The following is a 17,170-nucleotide window of genomic DNA, read 5'->3' on the forward strand; positions in this document are numbered from 1 at the left end:
GAGAGGGGGGGCTGGGCAACGCTGTGCTGAATATCCATGACACGAATATAGACGAGCGGGAGAAGGGTTCCACCGCGTTCGTGATCGGGTTACGACCCTGCCTCGATCGGTAAGTCCCGATCACCAAGGTCCGATCAGTAAGGATTGCCGATGTTCCGCTTGCCCGCCACGCTGTCGCTGCTGGCGCTCTCCACCGCCCTCGTCGCCCAGACGCCAAAGCCGACGCCGGCACCAAAGGCAAAGCCTGCCCCCGCCGCCCCGAAGCCGACCCCGGCCGAACTCAACGCCCGGCTCGCCGCGCCGCTGCCCGCCGATCAGGCGGCGATGAAGGCGCATGTCCTGTTCCTCGCCTCCGATGCGATGAAGGGGCGCGAGGCGGGCAGCCCGGAATATGATATCGCCGCGCAATATGTCGCCGCGCAATTCTATGCCGCGGGCCTGCGTCCGGCGGGCGAGGCGGGCGGCTATCTGCAACAGGTGCCGCTCGTCACCTACAAGGCAGCGGGCGAGGGCAGCATGGTCTGGACCGGCCAGGGCGGTAAAGGCCAAAAAAACGGGGACAAAGCCGGCAAGCCCGCGCCGCTCGCCTTCGGCAAGGATTACGTCCCCGCCGCCAATCCGGCGCGGGCCGAAACCGCGGTGTCCGCCCCGGTCGTGTTCGTCGGCGACGGCATCGTCGCGCCGCAATATGGGCATGACAGCTACAAGGGCGTGGATGCGCGCGGCCGGATCGTCGCCTATTTCCGCGGGGCGCCGGCGCGCTTCGCGGGTGAGGAACGCGCCTTTTTCGGCTCCCTCGCCACCAAGCTGGCGATCGCCGCCAAGCATGGCGCGATCGGCGCGATCGAACTCGCCGCGCCGACGACCACGCCGGAGGCGATGACCCGCATGGCCACGGGCTATGATCGCGGCCGGATGCAATGGGCGAATGCTGACGGCACCGCCGGCACCGATACCCCCGGCACGCCGCTGCTCGGCACGCTCGGCCCGGCCGGCGCGGCGCAACTGTTCGCGGGCGCACCGGTGACATGGGCGGCGGTGACGGCGGAGGCGGCGAAGCCGGCCCCCACCTATCGCTCGGTCGCGCTGCCCGGCACGCTGACGGTGGCGACGCGCACCGCCTTCACGCCTGCGCGCAGCAGCAACGTCGTCGGCATCGTCCCCGGCGCCGATCCGGCGGTCGGCAAGGAAGTGGTCGTGCTGTCCGCACATCTCGACCATATCGGTGTGAATGCGTCGGGGGACGGCGACCGGATCAACAACGGCGCGCTCGACAACGCGATCGGCATCGCCAGCCTGATCGAGGAGGCGAAGCGCTTCACCGCCAGCGGCAAGCCGCCGCGCCGCACCGTGATGTTCCTCGCCGTCACGGCGGAGGAAAAGGGGCTGGTCGGCGCGGATTACTTCGCGCACCACCCGACCGTGCCCAGGGCAAACATCGTCGCCGACGTCAATCTCGACATGCCGATGCTGCTCTACAGGTTCGAGGACATGATCGTGTTCGGCGCGGATCGCTCGACGCTCGGCCCCATCGTCGCGCGCGCGGCGGCGGCGGCCGGCACCACCATGTCGCCCGATGCGAACCCGGAACAGGGCTTCTTCGTCCGTTCCGACCATTTCCGCTTCGTGCAGCAGGGCATCCCCTCGGTCTTCCTGTGGCCGGGACAGAAGGGCGCGGGCAAGGCGGCGGTCGAGGGGTTCCTGTCGACCTGCTACCACCGCCCCTGCGACGACCTGTCGCTGCCGATCATGTGGGATCAAGGCGTCCGCTTCGTCGACGTGAACTACCGCATCGCACGCGAGATCGCGGATGGCGCGCAGCGGCCGGTGTGGAACAAGGGCGATTATTTCGGCACCACGTTCAAGGGGCCGATGGCCAAATGAGTCGACTGCTCGTCTTCGGGCTGGGCTATACCGCCGGGCTGCTGGCGGACCGGCTGGCGGGGGACGGCTGGCACGTCACCGGCACCACCCGCGACGGGCGCGACGGTACGCTGCGCTTCGACGATGGCGAGGCGGTGCGCGCGGAGATCGCCGCCGCCACGCACATACTATCGTCGGTCCCGCCCGACGGCGATCACGATCCGGTGCTGGTCCGCCACGGCCGCGATCTGGTGCGGGGGCGGCATTGGCTCGGCTATCTGTCCTCGACCGGCGTCTACGGCGATGCGGGTGGCGCCTGGGTGGACGAAACCGCCCCCATCGGTGGTGGTCGTCGCCCCGCGCGGACACGGGCGGATGCGGACTGGCTGGCGATCGGCGCGCGCGTGTTCCGCCTGCCCGGCATCTACGGCCCCGGCCGTTCCGCGCTGGACCGGGTGCGCGAGGGCAAGGCACACTGCGTCGATCTGCCCGGTCAGGTGTTCAGCCGCATCCATGTCGACGATATCGTCGCCGGGGTGATCGCGGGGTTCGACGCGCCGGCGGGCGCGTATAATCTGGCCGACGATCGGCCCTGCGGGCAGAACGACGTGATGGCCTATGCCGCCTCGCTGCTCGGCCTGCCGCCGCCGCCCTTCGTCGCGCTCGACACGCTGTCGCCGATGGCGCGCGGTTTCTATGCGGAGAACCGCCGCGTCGCCAACGGCAAGGCGAAGCGGCTGCTCGGCTGGGTCCCGCGCTACCCCGATTACCGGTTGGGCCTGCGCGCGCTCAGCGCCACCACCAGCCCGGCGGCGGTCAGCGCCGCGCCGCCCGCCGCCAGCGTCGACCAGCGATAACCCTCGAACAGGGTGGAGAACATCATCGCGATCACCGGCACGATCACGCCGGAATAGGCCCCCTTGGCCGGCCCGATCGCGCGCAGCACCTTGAAATACAGGGGAAAGGCGAGCGCGGATGCCGCCAGTCCCAGATACAGGATGCCCGCGACATAGCCGGCGCGCATCTCGAACACCGGCGGCCCCGCCAGCGTCCACGCGACCACCGCATCCACGCCCGCCCCGAACAGCATCCCGATCGCCAGCGTCGGCGCCATCGGATAGCGTCTGGCGGTTTCGCTCGCCTGCATCACGTTGGCGGTGGAGGCGGACAGGATCGCCGCCAGCGTCCAGCCGATCCCGATCAGCGTCGTGGTGCTGCCCGCCGGATTGACCCGCGCCTCGTGCAGGAACAGCAGCGCGACGCCCGCCATCGCGATCGCGGACCCCAGCATCAGTTGCCCGCCCATCCGCTGGCCAAGGAAGATGCGCGAGAACAGCGCGTTGGGCACCAGCAGCATCGCGAACGTCACCGCGACCAGGCCGGAGGTGATGAACCCCTCCGCCCGGTAGACGAAGTTGAAGTTCAGCACGAACTGCGACAGCCCGATCGCGGCCGCGAACAACAGCCCGCGCGTATCGAACCGGAAACTGTCGCGCCGCACCAGCGCCCAGATCGTCATCGCGATCCCGGCGACCAGGAACCGGTACGATACCGACCAGCTCGGCGGCACCACCGCCAGCTGGTCGCGGATCACGATCCACGTGGAACCCCAGATCAGCGTGACGATCGCGAACGGGATCAGGATCGCCGCCCGCGCCGATCGCGGCGGGGTGCCGGCGAAATCGGCGTTGGGGACCGCGCTCACGAAGGCGAGCCGAGCGCGCCGATCGCCTCGGCCAGCGGCCTGATATCCGCCTCGCGCTGGTTCCACGACACCACCAGCCGCGCCTCGCCCGGCCCCCAGTCGTAGAAATCGAAGCCCTGCGCACGCAAACCGGCGGCTTCGGTAGCCGACACCCGCAGGAACACCTCGTTCGCCGCCACCGGATGCACCAGCCGCGCGCCCGCCGCGTCCGCCAGCAGCGCCGCGCCGGCATTGGCGGCGCGGCCGTTGGCCAGCCACACATCGTCCTCGACCATCGCCAGGATCTGCGCGGCGAGATACCGCCCCTTCGACAGCAGCAGCCCGGCACGCTTGCGCCGCCGGAGCGTGGCGTCGGCCAGACCGGTGTCGAAGAACACCAGCGCCTCCGCATCCATGCCGCCATTCTTGACGAAGCCGAACGACAGCACGTCCACGCCCGCGCGCCACGTCACCTCGGCCGGGGTGCAGCCGGCGGCGGCGACCGCGTTGGCGAAGCGCGCACCGTCCATGTGCAGCCGCCAGCCCCGCGCGCGGCACAGATCGCCGATCGCCGCAACCTCGTCGGGCCGATAGACCAGCCCGTATTCGGTCGCGTTGGTGATCGACACGGCATGCGGCTGCACCCGGTGGACGTCGTTCGGGATCGCATCCGCCACCGCGGCGATATCGGCGGGGGTCAGCTTCGCGCCCCCCCCCTCGGCCAGCATCAGCTTGGCGCCGTGCGTGTAGAATTCGGGGGCGCCGCCCTCGTCGTTCTGGATATGCGCGTCGCGGTGGCAGATCACCCCGCCATGAGGCGGGCACAGCGCGGCCAGCGCGAGGCAATTGGCGGCGGTACCGGTCGGCACCCACAGCGCCCGCACCGACGTCTCGAACAACTCGGACAGCCGCCCGTCGAGCCGTTTCGACCAGCGATCGCCGTCATAGGCGGTGTCGAGCGCGTCCGCCTCCGCCAGCGCGGCGAACACGGCGGGATGGACGGGGGCGGCGTTGTCGGAAAAGAAGCGCATCGCCACGCTCTGGAAACCCCGGCCGGTCCCGTCAACAACCGTGACGTTACCGGCCGTGAAAAGCCCTCAATCCTCCATGATCCGGCTGTTCCGCCGCGTATCCTTCATCCGCAGGTACACCACCAGCGAGATCGCGATCATCGCGGTCACGTACCAGTAGAACCCCCGCTCGAACCCGCCGTCCTTGAAGCGCAATGCGACATATTCCGCGGTGCCCCCGAACAGCGTGTTCGCCAATGCATAGGGCAGCGCGACGCCCAGCGCGCGGATATGCGCGGGGAACAGTTCGGCCTTCACCACCGCGTTGATCGAGGTATAGCCGGTCACGATCACCAGTGCCGCCATCACCAGCGCGCCCGCCACCCACGGATCGCGCGTCGTCTCCAGCGCGGTGAAGATCGGATAGGTGAACAGCACGCCCGCGATGCCGAACCCCACCATCAGTGGCTTGCGCCCGATCCGGTCGGACAAGGCACCCGCCAGCGGTTGCAGCAGCATGAAGACGAACAGGGTCGCGGCGTTGATCTGGCTCGCCACCGGCCGGCTGAACCCGCTCGTGTTGACGAGGAATTTCTGCATGTAGATCGAGTAGGCGTAGAAGGCGAGCGTACCCCCCGCGGTCAGCAGCATCACCACCGCCGTCTCCTTGGGGTGATGACGGATCAGTTGCAGGAAACCCGATTTGGGCGCGTCGTTCGCCTTGGCGTTGGTGAAGCTCTCCGTCTCGGCCAGCCCGCGGCGCAGGTAGAACACCACCACCGCCAGCACCGCGCCGATCACGAACGGGATGCGCCATCCCCAGCTGTCCAGCGCCGCCTCGGTCATCGTCGATTGCAGGATCAGCAGCACCATGATCGCCAGCAACTGGCCGGAGATCAGCGTCACGTACTGGAAACTGGAGAAGAACCCGCGCCGGTCCTTACCCGCCATCTCCGACAGGTACGTCGCGCTGGCGCCATATTCGCCGCCCACCGACAGGCCCTGCATCAGTCGCGCCAGCACCAGCAGCACGGGCGCGGCGACACCGATCGTCTCATACCCCGGCGTACACGCGATGATGAGCGATCCCGCGCACATCAGCGACACCGACAGCGTCAGCCCCGATTTGCGCCCGTGGCGATCGGCATAGATGCCCATGATCCATGCGCCGATCGGCCGCATCACGAACCCCGCCGCGAACACCGCTGCAGCGCTCAGCAACCGCGCGGTCGGGTCCTCGGATGGAAAGAAATGCGGCGCGAAATACAGCGTGAACGCCGAATAGACGTACCAGTCGAACCATTCGACCAGATTGCCGGTCGATCCGCCGATGATCGCCTTCAGCCGATCCTGCTGGCTGACGGGTTGTCCCGCCGTGATCGTGGTCATTGCCCCTGTTCCCCTGCGTGATCCATATCCAGGGCCAGCAGCGCGAACGTCGCCAGCCAGTGTTCACCCATATAGCTGTCGGCCAGATGCGGCAGACTGGCAAGTAGGTGCGTTTCGGCCGTATCCTGCGCCCGTCCATGGACGGGATGATCCGCGCCCAGCCGCTCCGCGATCCCGCGCCAGCACCACGCCCGGCTGAGATTCAGGCCATCGAGATGCGCGATCTTGCCGTCGCTGCGATCGCTGACGATGGCGGGGGCGAACAGCGTCGCCGGTCGGCCGCCTGCGACATCGGGCAGGAAGCCGTCGAACCAGTCGCGGAACCCGTCCGCCGGCAGCACCGCCGCCATCAGCATCGCTTCGCACAGCGCGGGCGACAGGAATTCGTCCCCGCCCGGCTCCCACGCCTGGCAATCGCGATCCGCCCCGAACCAGTGCCGCGCCCGCTCGCCGATCAGCGCCACCAGCGCCGGATCACGCGTGGTGGCCCAGCGATGCGCCAGCACCAGCGCGAACGCGATGTTCGGGTGCGCGCCCACCCGGATCGGATAGGTCAGCTTCGGCAGGAAATCCCGGAACCGCGCGGCGAACGCGTCGGCCAGCGGCGCCAGCGCCCCGCCCCACGGATGATGCGCCGCCTCGTGATGCAGCGCCAGCAGCCACGCCCAGCCATAGGGCCGCTCGAACCCGCCCGCATCCGGCCGCGCCAGATAGGCGAGTTCGCCCGCCACCTTGTCCGCCGTCAGCATCTCGTCGGCCCGCGCCCGGATCGCCGCCGCCTCCGGCATGTCGGGGTACAGGCGCACCAATCGCAGCAACTGCCACCAGCCATGCACGCAGCTATGCCAGTCGAAACTGCCATAGAAGATCGGATGCAGGGCGGACGGCGTCGCCGCGTCGTCCGGCCCGGCCAGCACATGGTCCAGCTTGTGCGGATATTCGCGGCCGACATGGCCCAGCGTCATCGCGGCGAAACGGCGGGCGGTCGGCAGGTCGAGGCGCATCATGCGGTCATCACGTAGAGCAACAGCATGTTGAACGCGAGCAGCGGCAGCGCGGTCGGCACCTGCGCGCGGATCACCCCGTACCGGTCCTTCAGGTCCAGCAGCGCGGCAGGCACCAGATTGAAGTTCGCCGCCATCGGCGTCATCAACGTGCCGCAGAACCCCGCCAGCATCCCCAGCGCCGCGACCATCGCCGGATCGGCCCCCGCGCCGTGGATCAGCAGCGGCACCCCGATCGCCGCTGCCATCACCGGAAACGCGGCGAAGGCATTGCCCATCACCATCGTGAACAGCGCCATGCCCACCGCATAGGCGATCACCGCGCCGGCCACGCTGCCGCCGGGGATCGCGCGGCCCATCAGCCCGCCGACCACCTCGCCCACCCCCGCCAGCGCGAACACCGCGCCCAGGCTGGCCAGCATCTGCGGCATGATCGCCGCCCAGCCGATATCGTCGATCAGCCCCCGCCCCGCCGCGAACGCCTGGGCCGGCCGCGCCTTCAGCAGCACCAGCCCCAGCGCGAGCGCCAGCATCGTCCCCATCGCCAGCGCCACCAGCGTCGCCTGTTTCGGATCGACCAGCGTCGGCATCCGCTTGAACGCCAGCGTGCCGACCAGCGCCGCCGCCGGGATCACCAGCGCCGGCACGAATACCCGCGCCCCGCGCTCGACCGATGGCGGCGGCGTCGCCGACCGCCGCATTCGCCCCGACGCCGCGATCGTCACCAGCGCCAGCACCAGCACCCCGTTGCCGACATCGCCCAGCCGGTCGCCCGCCAGGAACGACAGCGCGATCAGCGCATGGAACGCACCGTTCGCCCAGCGCCGCTCGACGAGCGACGAGGCGGCGAACACCGCGAACACCACCCCCGCCACCGCATAGACGAACCCGATCCCGATCATGATCCGGTCCCCCGCCCGACCTTCCGCCGCGCCAGCCGCCGGTCCAGCCACAACAGCCGCCCGCCATGGATCAGGAACGCCGCGATCGCGGTCGGGATCGCCCAGACCGATAGCTGGAACGGCTCCAGCACGATGCCATATCCCTCCAGCACGCCCTTCATCAGCAGGATCGATCCGATCGCGATGAAGATATCCTCGCCAAAGAACAGCCCGACATTGTCGGTCGCCGCGGTCATCGCGCGCACCTGTTCGGATGCGCGCGCGTCATCCGCCGCCGCCTCCGCCATCGGCGCGACCAGCGGCCGCACCGTCTGCGCCGGCCCGGCGATCGAGGTCAGCCCCAGCGCCGCCGTCACCTGCCGGAACAGCAGATACCCGATCAGCAGCCGCCCCGCCGTCGCCCCGCGCAATCCCGCGACCAGCCCCCGCGCCCGCGCCTGCAATCCGTGTCGTTCCAGCAGGCCGATCACCGGCAGCACGATATAGATCGCGGTGACGTAGCGCGTGTCGTTGAACGCCTTGCCGAACGTCGCCAGCACCACCACCGGCTCCAGCCCCGCCGCCAGCCCGGTGACCAGCGCCGACACCACGACCACCAGCAACGGATTGAACCGCAACAGGAAACCACCCGCGATCACCGCGATGCCGGCCAGCACCAGCATCAGGCCACCCCGCCCGGAATGGCTGTCGATGCCCTCCCCCAACCACCTCCCCGGCGAAGGCCGGGGCCCAGTTGGGCGAACCCCGCCGATCGCTCGCAAACGCCACCCCAACTCGACCCCGGCCTCCGCATGGACGGTGGTGTTGACGCTATGCCGCAGAGTTTCACAACCGTCCCATCACGGCGGTAACCACCCTGCCCGACAGAAGGAAGAATGGTTCGCGCGGAGGCGCGGAGACGCGGAGAAGAAGGGTGGCAGCGGTCATGGCACCGGCCGGCCAGTCGCGATCCGGCAACGACCTGCCATATCGCATCCCTGCGCCGGCGATCACCGTCCGCGCATAACGCGCCTGCACCCCTTCTTCCTCCGCGTCTCCGCGTCTCCGCGCGAACCATTCCCGGCTGCCGCCCTCGTAGCGCATCGGCATGGCTCATGCCCCATATCCCCCGCCGCCCGGCGTCTCGATCACCAGCACGTCGCCCACGCCCATGTCGATCCGCGCGGTGGAGCCCAGCGCCTCCACCGATCCGTCCGCCCGCTCGACCCGGTTGATCCCGACCCCGCCATCGCCGCCGCCCGCCAGCCCGAACGGCGCGATCCGCCGCCGGTTGCTCAGGATGCCTGCGCGCAAGAGGCTGCGGAACCGCAGCCGCCGCCGCGTACCCTCGCCACCCGGCTGCGCGCCCGTACCCCCCGATCCGCGCCGGATCGAAAATTCCTCGACCAGCACGGGATAGCGCGTCTCCAGTATCTCCGGATCGGTCAGGCGGCTGTTGGTCATGTGGGTCTGCACCGCATCCGCGCCGGCATGGTCCGGCCCCGCCCCCGCGCCACCCGCGATCGTCTCGTAATATTGATAGCTGCCGTCGCCGAAGGTCAGGTTGTTCATCGTCCCCTGCGACGCCGCCATCGCGCCCAGTGCGCCCAGCAGCGCATCGGTCACGACCTGGCTCGTCTCGACATTCCCCGCCACCACCGCGGCGGGGAAACGCGGGTTGAGCATCGACCCGGCCGGCACCCGGATCGTCACCGGCCGCAGGAACCCCTCGTTCAGCGGCACCGCCTCGTCCACCAGCAGCCGCAGCACGTACAGCACCGCCGCACGCGTGATGGCGAGGGGGGCGTTGACGTTGGAGGGCCGCTGGTCGCTGGTCCCGGCGAAGTCGATCACCGCGCTGCCCGCTTCACGATCGACGGTCACCGCCACCGCCACCACCGCGCCCTCGTCCGTCTCATACTCGAACGATCCGTCGGGCAGGGTGCGGATCAGCCGCCGCGCCATCGCCTCGGCATGGGCCTGCACATGCTCCATATAGGCCGCCACCACGCCCGCGCCGTGCGCGTCCGCCAGTTGCCGCAGGCCCGCCGCCCCGCGCGCGCAGGCCGCGACCTGCGCCGCCAGATCGGCCAGGTTCTGGTCGACGTTGCGCGCCGGCCATTCGCCACCGCGCAGCAACGCGGCGATCTCCGCCGTCCGCATCCGCCCGTCCTCGACCAGCAGCACGTCGTCCAGCACCACGCCCTCGTCGTGCAGCGTCCGGCTGTCAGGCGGCATCGATCCGGGGCTGGTGCCGCCGACATCGGCATGATGCCCGCGCGCCGCCACGAAGAAGGCCGGCACGTCCCCTCCCGCGAACACCGGCATCACCACCGTGATATCGGGCAGGTGGGTGCCGCCCGCATAGGGATCGTTCAGCGCATAGACGTCGCCGTCGCGCATCCCGCGCCCGTCGGCATTCTCTCCCCGACGCTCGATCACCCGGCGGATGCTCTGCCCCATCGATCCCAGATGTACCGGAATATGCGGTGCGTTGGCGACCAGATTGCCGTGGCGGTCGAACAGCGCGCACGAGAAATCGAGCCGCTCGCGGATGTTCACCGACGCCGCACTCCGTTGCAGCGCCGCGCCCATCTCCTCCGCCAGCCCCATGAACAGCCCGGCGAAAATCTCCAGCCGCACCGGATCGATCGCCGCGTCCGCGCTTGGTTTCGCCAGCGCCCGCGTGCGCGACAGCACCAGGCTGCCGTCCGTGATCACCTCGGCCCTCCAGCCCGGCTCGACTACCGTCGTCGACACCGCATCCACGATCAGCGCCGGCCCCGCGACCTGCGCCCCCGCCGCCAGTCCCTCGCGCCGGTGCAGCGGCGCGCTATGCCGCGCCCCCGCCATGTGGACCGCGACGGTATCGACCGCCGGCTGCGTCTCGGCGGGCAGCGCCGGCGCGATCTCGCCCGCTTCCGCCACTTCGATCGCCTCGACCCGCAGCAGTTCGACCACCAGATCGTCGTCGCCGACGAAGCCGAACCGCTGCCGATGCGCGTCCTCGAATGCCGCCGCCATCGTCGCGGCATCGCCCGCCGGCACCTCGATCGCCTGATCGACCCGCGCATAGCGGATCTGCGCCCATGCCTCGACCCGCACATCGACCACACCCAGCGCGCCCATCGCCTCGTCGGTCAGCGCAGCCAGCGCCGCGTCATAGGCCGCCCGGTCGCCGATCGGCGCGGCCAGCGTCGCCTGCCGCATCGCCCGCCGGCTCGCCAGCCCCATGCCCAGCGCCGACAGCACGCCCGCCAGCGGATGGATCAGCACCCGTCCCATCCCCAGCGCGTCCGCGACCAGACAGGCATGTTGCCCCCCCGCCCCGCCGAAACACGCCAGCGCATAATCCGCGGGGTCCTCGCCCCGCGCCACCGACACCGCGCGGATCGCGCGCGCCATGTTGGCGACCGCGATCGCCACCAGCCCCTCCGCCGCCGCCTCCCGCGACAGCGCGTCCGGCATCGTCGCCAGCACCGCATCCAGCGCCGCCGCCGAAGCCGCCGGATCGAGCGGCTGGTCCCCCGCCGGCCCGAACAGCGTCGGGAACTGCCCCGGCACCAGCTTGCCCAGGATCAGGTTGCAGTCGGTGACGGTCAACGGCCCGCCGCGCCGGTAACAGGCCGGCCCCGGATCGGCCCCGGCGGATTCCGGCCCGACCAGCAACCGCCCGCCATCGAAGCGGCAGATCGATCCGCCCCCCGCCGCGACCGTATCGATCCGCATCGTCGGTGCCGCCACGCGCACCCCGCCGATCACCGCATCGTGCCGCCGTTCCAGCACCCCGGCATAAAGCGACACGTCGGTCGAGGTGCCACCCATGTCGAACCCGATCACGCGGGCGAAGCCGCTCCGCGTCGCCGTCTCCGCCATCCCGACGATCCCGCCGGCGGGCCCGGACAGCAGCGCATCCTTGCCCCCGAAGCCCGCCCCCTCGACCAGCCCGCCGCTCGACTGCATGAACAGCGGCTTCTGCCCCGCCAGCGCCGCCTCCAGCCCCGCGACGTACCGGCCCAGCACCGGCGACAGATAGGCATCGGCCAGCGTCGTATCCCCGCGCGCGACCAGCCGGATCAGCGGTGCGGTGCGGTGGCTGACCGATATCTGAGTGAAGCCCGCCGCGCGCGCCAGATCCGCCAGCCTCGCCTCGTGCGCGGTGTATCGCCAGCCATGCATCAGCACGATCGCCACCGCGCGCAGGCCATTGGCACGGGCCGCCGCGAACGCCGCCGCCGCCGCGTCCTCGTCCAGCGGGCGCATCACGCCCCCCTCGACATCGACCCGCTCGTCGATCTCCACCACCGCGGCGAACAGCGGCGGCGCGCGCCGGATATCGCGCGCGAAGATATCCGGCCGCTCCTGATACCCGATCGTCAGCGCATCGCCGAAGCCGCGCGTGATCGCCAGCAGCGTCGGTTCGCCGCGTCGTTCCAGCAGCGCGTTGGTCGCGATCGTGGTGCCGATCCGGATATCGGCGGGCGGCAACGGCCCCGTCGGCGTGTCCGTCAGCCGCCGGATCGCGGCGACCGCGGCATCGTCGTAGCGGCCGGGGTCCTCCGACAGCAATTTGGCGACCTTCAGCGCACCATCCGGCGTCCGCGCCACGACATCCGTGAACGTGCCGCCACGATCGATCCAGAACTGCCAGCCGCTCATGCCGTCATCCGCCTGTCGTCCCCGTTCCGTCACGCCCGCGCTATCGCATCCGGACGCCCGCAGGAAGAAGATGGGTTCGCGCGGAGGCGCGGAGAGGGGGAGAAGAAAAAGATCATGACGCCGAAGGCGTCTGCCATCATGCCCGCCCCCGCCGGATCATGGCCGCGCGCAAAACAGCCGACGCCCGCCACCCTTCTTCTCCGCGCCTCCGCGTCTCCCCGCGAACCCCATCCGACGCCCGCCCCACCATGCGTCACCGGCGATCGCCCCGCTACCTCACAGCCCCAACAGCCGCGCCACCTCGCCGAAATCGCCCGCCACCGCATCCGCGCCCAGCGCCAGCAACCGCTCCCGGTGGTCGACCGCGCAATGCTGCCCCGCGCACAGGCCGATCACGAACGCGCCGGTCTTCGCCGCGCCCGTCACCCCCACCGGCGAATCCTCGATGATCGCGCATCGTTCGATCGGCACGCCCAGCGCCGCCGCGCCGTACAGGTACAGGTCCGGCGCGGGCTTGCCGTTGGCGACATGCTCGCGCCCCGAATACAGGTGGTCGCCGAACGCGTCGCGCAGGCCCAGATGGCGCAGATGCGCATCGATCCAGTGCACCCGGCTGGACGAGACGATCGCCTTGGGCAGGTCGGCGGGCAGGCTGCGCACGAACGCCACCGCGCCCCGCACCTCGCCGACGCCCTCGGCGATCACCCGTTCGTCCTCCACCTTGCGCGCGTCATGGAACCCCGCCGGCAGGGTCGCGCCGATCCGCCGCTCGATCGCGTCGATGAAGTCGCTGCCCGACAGCCCCATATAATGCGTCATCGCATCCTCGGGCGTGGTCGGATGGCCGGCGGCGGTCAGCCAGTGTGCCAGATGCCGGTTCCCCGCCGCCTCGCTTTCCACCAGCACGCCGTCGAAGTCGAACAGGATCGCGTCGTACGTCATGCCGCCGTCCCCCGCGCCCCGAACAGCGCGGTGCCGACCCGCACCTGCGTCGCGCCCAGCATCACCGCCGTCTCCAGATCGTCGGACATGCCCATGCTCAGTTCCGCCAGCCCATGGTCCCGCGCCAGCTTGGCGAGCAGCGCGAAATACGGCGCCGCCTCCACCCCCGCCGGCGGCACCGCCATCAGCCCGACGACCGTCAACCCCGCATCCTTCGCTTGTGCCAGCAGCGCGGGCAGGTCGGCGATCGCGCAGCCGCCCTTCTGTTCCTCCTCGCCGATGTTCACCTGCACGAAACAGTCGGGCCGCCGCCCGGTCTTGCCGATCGCCGCGCCCAGTGCCTTCACCAGCGAGGGCCGGTCGACCGAATGGATCGCGTCGAACAGCGCCACCGCCTCCTCCGCCTTGTTCGACTGCAACTGGCCGACCAGATGCAGCACCACATCGGGATAGCGCGCGCGCAAATCCGGCCATTTCGCCGCCGCCTCCTGCACCCGGTTCTCGCCGAACACGCGCTGCCCCGCCGCCAGCAGCGGTTCGATCGCCTCGGGGCCTTGCGTCTTGCTCACCGCGACCAGCGTCACGCCGCCGGGCTTGCGATCGGCCAGCTTGGCCGCCGCCGCGATCCGGGCGGCGATCGTCGCCAGCGCGCTTTTATCGTCCTGTCGTTCCATCGGCCACGCTATAGGAGGCCGCGTGGCGCACCGATACCCTGACGGCTCGTATCCCCGGCCGTATCCCGAGCGATGGCTGATGACGGACGAGCGGCTGGGCGACGATCTCTGGCGCATCCTCCTCCACCTGCCGCCGGGCAGCGGCGTGGTGTTCCGCCATTACCGCCTGCCCCCCGCCGACCGCCGCGCGATGTTCGCCCGCGTCCGCCGCATCGCCCGCGCCCGCCGGCTGGTGCTGCTCGCGGTCGATCCGCCGCTGCCCGGCGCCGCCGGCCGCCACGGCCGCGTCGCGGGCGCGACGAGCTGGCCCGCGCATGACCGGGCCGAGGCGCTGGCCGGCCAGCGCGCGGGCGCGGCGCTGCTGTTCGTCTCGCCGCTCTACCCCACCGCCTCGCACCCCGGCGCGCCCGCGCTCGGCCCCCGCAAGGCCCGCCGCATCGCCGCCGGGCTGAACCTCCCCGTCATCGCGCTCGGCGGCATGACCCCCCGCCGCTACCGCCGCCTCCGCATCGCGGGCTTCGCCGGCTGGGCCGCGATCGACGCGTGGCGATGACGGATCGCGCCTGCAAATTCCGTCATCGCCGGTCGGTGATGCGCGCCCTGTATGTGGCGATCGCCGGCATCCCGGTCATCGGCATGGGTTGTTCTCAGGCGGCGGCGGCCGCGGCGTGTTCGGTGATCGTGCCGGCCGACATGAAGGGGCCGCAGCCGCGCTGGCTCGGCACCTGCGCGGCGGGCAAAGCCGCCGGCGTCGGCGTGTTGCGTGTCGGCGTCCGCGCGCCCTTCTCGCTGTTCTTCGGCCGCGTCGTCGCCGGCCGGCCGCAGACCGGGCTCATCATGCTCGCCTCCGGTACCATGATGGAAATACGCGGCGTCGACGATACGGGCGGGGTGATCGCCACCGATGGCGAGCATCTGGCGGAGCAGGACCGCGCCTGGGCCGATGCCGCCGCCGGCGCGCGACTGGTCGCCCGGCGTTTCGCCGCGGCGGGCAACAAGGGGTCGGCGGCCTATTATGCCTGCTGGGCGCACCGGATCGAGACGCAACGCCCGGAATGACCGCGCTGTACGCCTGAACCGCCGGCATCGGCGTCCATGTCCCTCGAACGCCGCGTCTCATCCACCCGCATCTGCCGTGCGCACGCGGACGACCACCGCACAAAAAAGGGCCCGGTACGTCGCCGTACCGGGCCTTCAGGTGTGTTCGCAGGAGGAACATCGTGGGGGGCGGGGGTCTGCTGCCCCCGCGCCCGAACCGGATCACATGTTGTAGGCGCGCTCGCCATGTTCGTTGATGTCGAGGCCCTCGCTCTCGACTTCCAGCGAGGGGCGCAGGCCCATCGTCTTGTCGAGCACGACGAACAGCAGCCACGAGATCACGCCCGAATAGACCAGCGTGAACGCCACCGCCTTCACCTGCACCCAGGTCTGGGTGGCGATGCTGTAGGTCGCCGGGTCGAACGCGGCGGGCATCACGTTGTAGTCGAACACGCCCTGTCCGCCCAGCGACGGCGCCGCGACGATGCCGGTGGCGATCGCGCCGACGATGCCGCCGACGCAGTGGACGCCGAACACGTCGAGCGTGTCGTCATAGCCCAGCTTGTTCTTCACCGTGGTGACGAAGAAGAAGCAGACCAGCGAGGCGACGCCGCCCAGCACGATCGAGGTCATCGGATGCGCGAAGCCCGCGGCCGGGGTGATCGCGACCAGCCCCGCTACGACGCCGGTGGCGACGCCCAGCAGCGACGGCTTCTTGTGCAGCACCTGTTCGATGATCGCCCACACCGCACCCGCCGCGGCGGTGGCGACGACGGTGTTGATGAACGCGACCGCGGTCACCGCGTTCGCCTCCAGGTTGGACCCGGCGTTGAAGCCGAACCAGCCCACCCACAGCAGCGACGCGCCGATCATCGTCATCACCAGCGAATGCGGCGGCATCGGTTCGGCCTTGTAGCCATGGCGCTTGCCGATCACGAGGCAGCCCATCAGCCCGGCAATGCCGGCATTGATGTGGACCACGGTGCCGCCCGCGAAATCGAGCGCGCCCCAGCCCCACAACAGGCCATGATCGGTCGGCGCGCCCGGCTGGAAGTCCGGGCCCGGCCAGTACCACACCATGTGCGCCATCGGGAAATACACGATCGTCAGCCACACCACGGTGAACACGATCAGCGGCGTGAACTTCACCCGTTCCGCAAAGGCGCCGACGATCAGCGCGGGCGTGATGCACGCGAAGGTCATCTGGAAGATCACGAAGACCAGTTCGGGCAGGTACACGCCGTTCGAGAAGGTGGCGGCGAAGGTCGTCGCGTCGACGCCCTTCAGGAACACCTTGGAGAAGCCGCCGACGAAGCTGTTCAGCCCGCCGCCGTTGGTGAAGGCCATCGAATAGCCCCAGCAGACCCAGACCAGCGCGGCGACGCACACGATCGTCATCACCTGCACCAGCACCGACAGCATGTTCTTGGCACGCACCAGCCCGCCATAGAACAGCGCCAGGCCGGGCACCGACATCATCAGCACCAGCGCGGCGGAGATCAGCATCCAGGCGGTGTCGCCCTTGTTCACCATCGCCGCGGTCGGCACGAAAGGCGTGGCGGCGGGCGTCGTCGCCACCGCCTGCGCCCACGCCGGCAGGCTCGCGAACAGGCCGGCCCCCAGGCCCGCCCCCAGCGCGGCACCGCGCCCGATCTTATTCATTGTCATGAACCCCCCCTTCACGGTCAAAGCGCCGAATCGTCGGTTTCGCCGGTGCGGATGCGCACCGCCTGCCCGACATCGAGCACGAAGATCTTGCCGTCGCCGATCGCGCCAGTGTTGGCCGATTGCTGGATCGCCTCGACCACCCGGTCCGCCAGCGCGGCGGCACAGACCACCTCGATCTTGATCTTGGGCACCATGTTGGTGCTGTATTCGGCCCCGCGATAGATTTCGGTCTGGCCCTTCTGGCGACCGAATCCCTTGACCTCGGTGACCGTCATCCCCGCGACGCCCAGCGTGGTGAGCGCTTCCCTCACCTCGTCCAGCTTGAACGGCTTGATGACCGCAATAACCAGTTTCATCC

General features: G+C 70.2%; 16 protein-coding genes. 4 read left to right on the forward strand and 12 right to left on the reverse strand.

The annotated features are described in order from the left end of the window. Positions 1-150: 150 nt before the first annotated feature. Entirely contained in the window at positions 151-1,884 is a 1,734-nt protein-coding gene (locus tag IFT82_RS10760; protein ID WP_192126529.1) for a M28 family metallopeptidase, read from the forward strand. Beyond that, complete coding sequence (locus IFT82_RS10765; RefSeq protein ID WP_192126531.1) at positions 1,881-2,720, forward strand: NAD(P)-dependent oxidoreductase; 840 nt, start codon at positions 1,881-1,883, stop codon at positions 2,718-2,720. The genes IFT82_RS10760 and IFT82_RS10765 overlap by 4 nt, the downstream gene beginning before the upstream one ends. Here IFT82_RS10765 and IFT82_RS10770 read toward each other — a convergent pair. From IFT82_RS10770 to IFT82_RS10815, 10 genes are all read right to left on the reverse strand, one after another. Beyond that, positions 2,630-3,568, reverse strand: coding sequence for an EamA family transporter (locus tag IFT82_RS10770; protein WP_192126533.1), 939 nt, complete (start codon positions 3,566-3,568; stop codon positions 2,630-2,632). The genes IFT82_RS10765 and IFT82_RS10770 overlap by 91 nt on opposite strands. Beyond that, positions 3,565-4,578: a threonine aldolase family protein gene (locus IFT82_RS10775; RefSeq protein WP_192126535.1), complete on the reverse strand. Its 1,014-nt coding sequence runs from the start codon at positions 4,576-4,578 to the stop codon at positions 3,565-3,567. The genes IFT82_RS10770 and IFT82_RS10775 overlap by 4 nt, the downstream gene beginning before the upstream one ends. Positions 4,579-4,644: 66 nt before the next feature. Further along, positions 4,645-5,946 carry an MFS transporter gene (locus IFT82_RS10780; RefSeq protein WP_192126537.1) on the reverse strand — a complete coding sequence of 434 codons (1,302 nt, stop codon included), beginning with the start codon at positions 5,944-5,946 and terminating at the stop codon, positions 4,645-4,647. Next, a complete protein-coding gene (locus IFT82_RS10785) occupies positions 5,943-6,953 on the reverse strand; it encodes a DUF2891 domain-containing protein (RefSeq protein WP_446740961.1) in 1,011 nt (336 codons plus the stop codon). The genes IFT82_RS10780 and IFT82_RS10785 overlap by 4 nt, the downstream gene beginning before the upstream one ends. Further along, positions 6,950-7,852, reverse strand: coding sequence for a DUF979 domain-containing protein (locus IFT82_RS10790; RefSeq protein ID WP_192126539.1), 903 nt, complete (start codon positions 7,850-7,852; stop codon positions 6,950-6,952). The genes IFT82_RS10785 and IFT82_RS10790 overlap by 4 nt, the downstream gene beginning before the upstream one ends. Continuing rightward, complete coding sequence (locus IFT82_RS10795; protein WP_192126738.1) at positions 7,849-8,514, reverse strand: DUF969 domain-containing protein; 666 nt, start codon at positions 8,512-8,514, stop codon at positions 7,849-7,851. The genes IFT82_RS10790 and IFT82_RS10795 overlap by 4 nt, the downstream gene beginning before the upstream one ends. Positions 8,515-8,677: 163 nt before the next feature. After that, complete coding sequence (locus IFT82_RS10800) at positions 8,678-8,941, reverse strand: hypothetical protein (protein ID WP_192126541.1); 264 nt, start codon at positions 8,939-8,941, stop codon at positions 8,678-8,680. 3 nt (positions 8,942-8,944) lie between these two features. Next, positions 8,945-12,490, reverse strand: a complete 3,546-nt coding sequence (locus tag IFT82_RS10805) for a hydantoinase B/oxoprolinase family protein (protein WP_192126543.1) — start codon at positions 12,488-12,490, stop codon at positions 8,945-8,947. A 276-nt stretch (positions 12,491-12,766) separates the two neighbouring features. Continuing rightward, on the reverse strand, positions 12,767-13,432 hold the full coding sequence (locus tag IFT82_RS10810; RefSeq protein ID WP_192126546.1) for an HAD family hydrolase: 666 nt from the start codon (positions 13,430-13,432) through the stop codon (positions 12,767-12,769). Continuing rightward, complete coding sequence (locus IFT82_RS10815) at positions 13,429-14,106, reverse strand: YggS family pyridoxal phosphate-dependent enzyme (RefSeq protein WP_192126548.1); 678 nt, start codon at positions 14,104-14,106, stop codon at positions 13,429-13,431. The genes IFT82_RS10810 and IFT82_RS10815 overlap by 4 nt, the downstream gene beginning before the upstream one ends. Before the next feature lie 79 nt (positions 14,107-14,185). On the opposite strand from IFT82_RS10815, the gene IFT82_RS10820 reads away from it, so the two are divergent. Together IFT82_RS10820 and IFT82_RS10825 are read left to right on the forward strand one after the other, a co-directional pair. Next, entirely contained in the window at positions 14,186-14,659 is a 474-nt protein-coding gene (locus IFT82_RS10820; protein ID WP_192126742.1) for a thiamine phosphate synthase, read from the forward strand. Positions 14,660-14,697: 38 nt separating this feature from the next. Next, positions 14,698-15,165, forward strand: coding sequence for a hypothetical protein (locus tag IFT82_RS10825; RefSeq protein WP_207105781.1), 468 nt, complete (start codon positions 14,698-14,700; stop codon positions 15,163-15,165). 201 nt (positions 15,166-15,366) lie between these two features. Here IFT82_RS10825 and IFT82_RS10830 read toward each other — a convergent pair whose 3' ends face one another. Both IFT82_RS10830 and IFT82_RS10835 read right to left on the reverse strand, forming a co-directional pair. Beyond that, positions 15,367-16,806 (reverse strand): ammonium transporter, encoded by a 1,440-nt coding sequence (locus tag IFT82_RS10830; protein ID WP_446740966.1) that lies wholly within the window; start codon positions 16,804-16,806, stop codon positions 15,367-15,369. A 23-nt stretch (positions 16,807-16,829) separates the two neighbouring features. Further along, positions 16,830-17,168, reverse strand: a complete 339-nt coding sequence (locus IFT82_RS10835) for a P-II family nitrogen regulator (protein ID WP_192126553.1) — start codon at positions 17,166-17,168, stop codon at positions 16,830-16,832. Positions 17,169-17,170: the final 2 nt, after the last annotated feature.

It is taken from the genome of Sphingomonas sp. CFBP 8760, assembly GCF_014841615.1.
In the GTDB taxonomy this organism is placed as follows: Bacteria; Pseudomonadota; Alphaproteobacteria; order Sphingomonadales; family Sphingomonadaceae; genus Sphingomonas.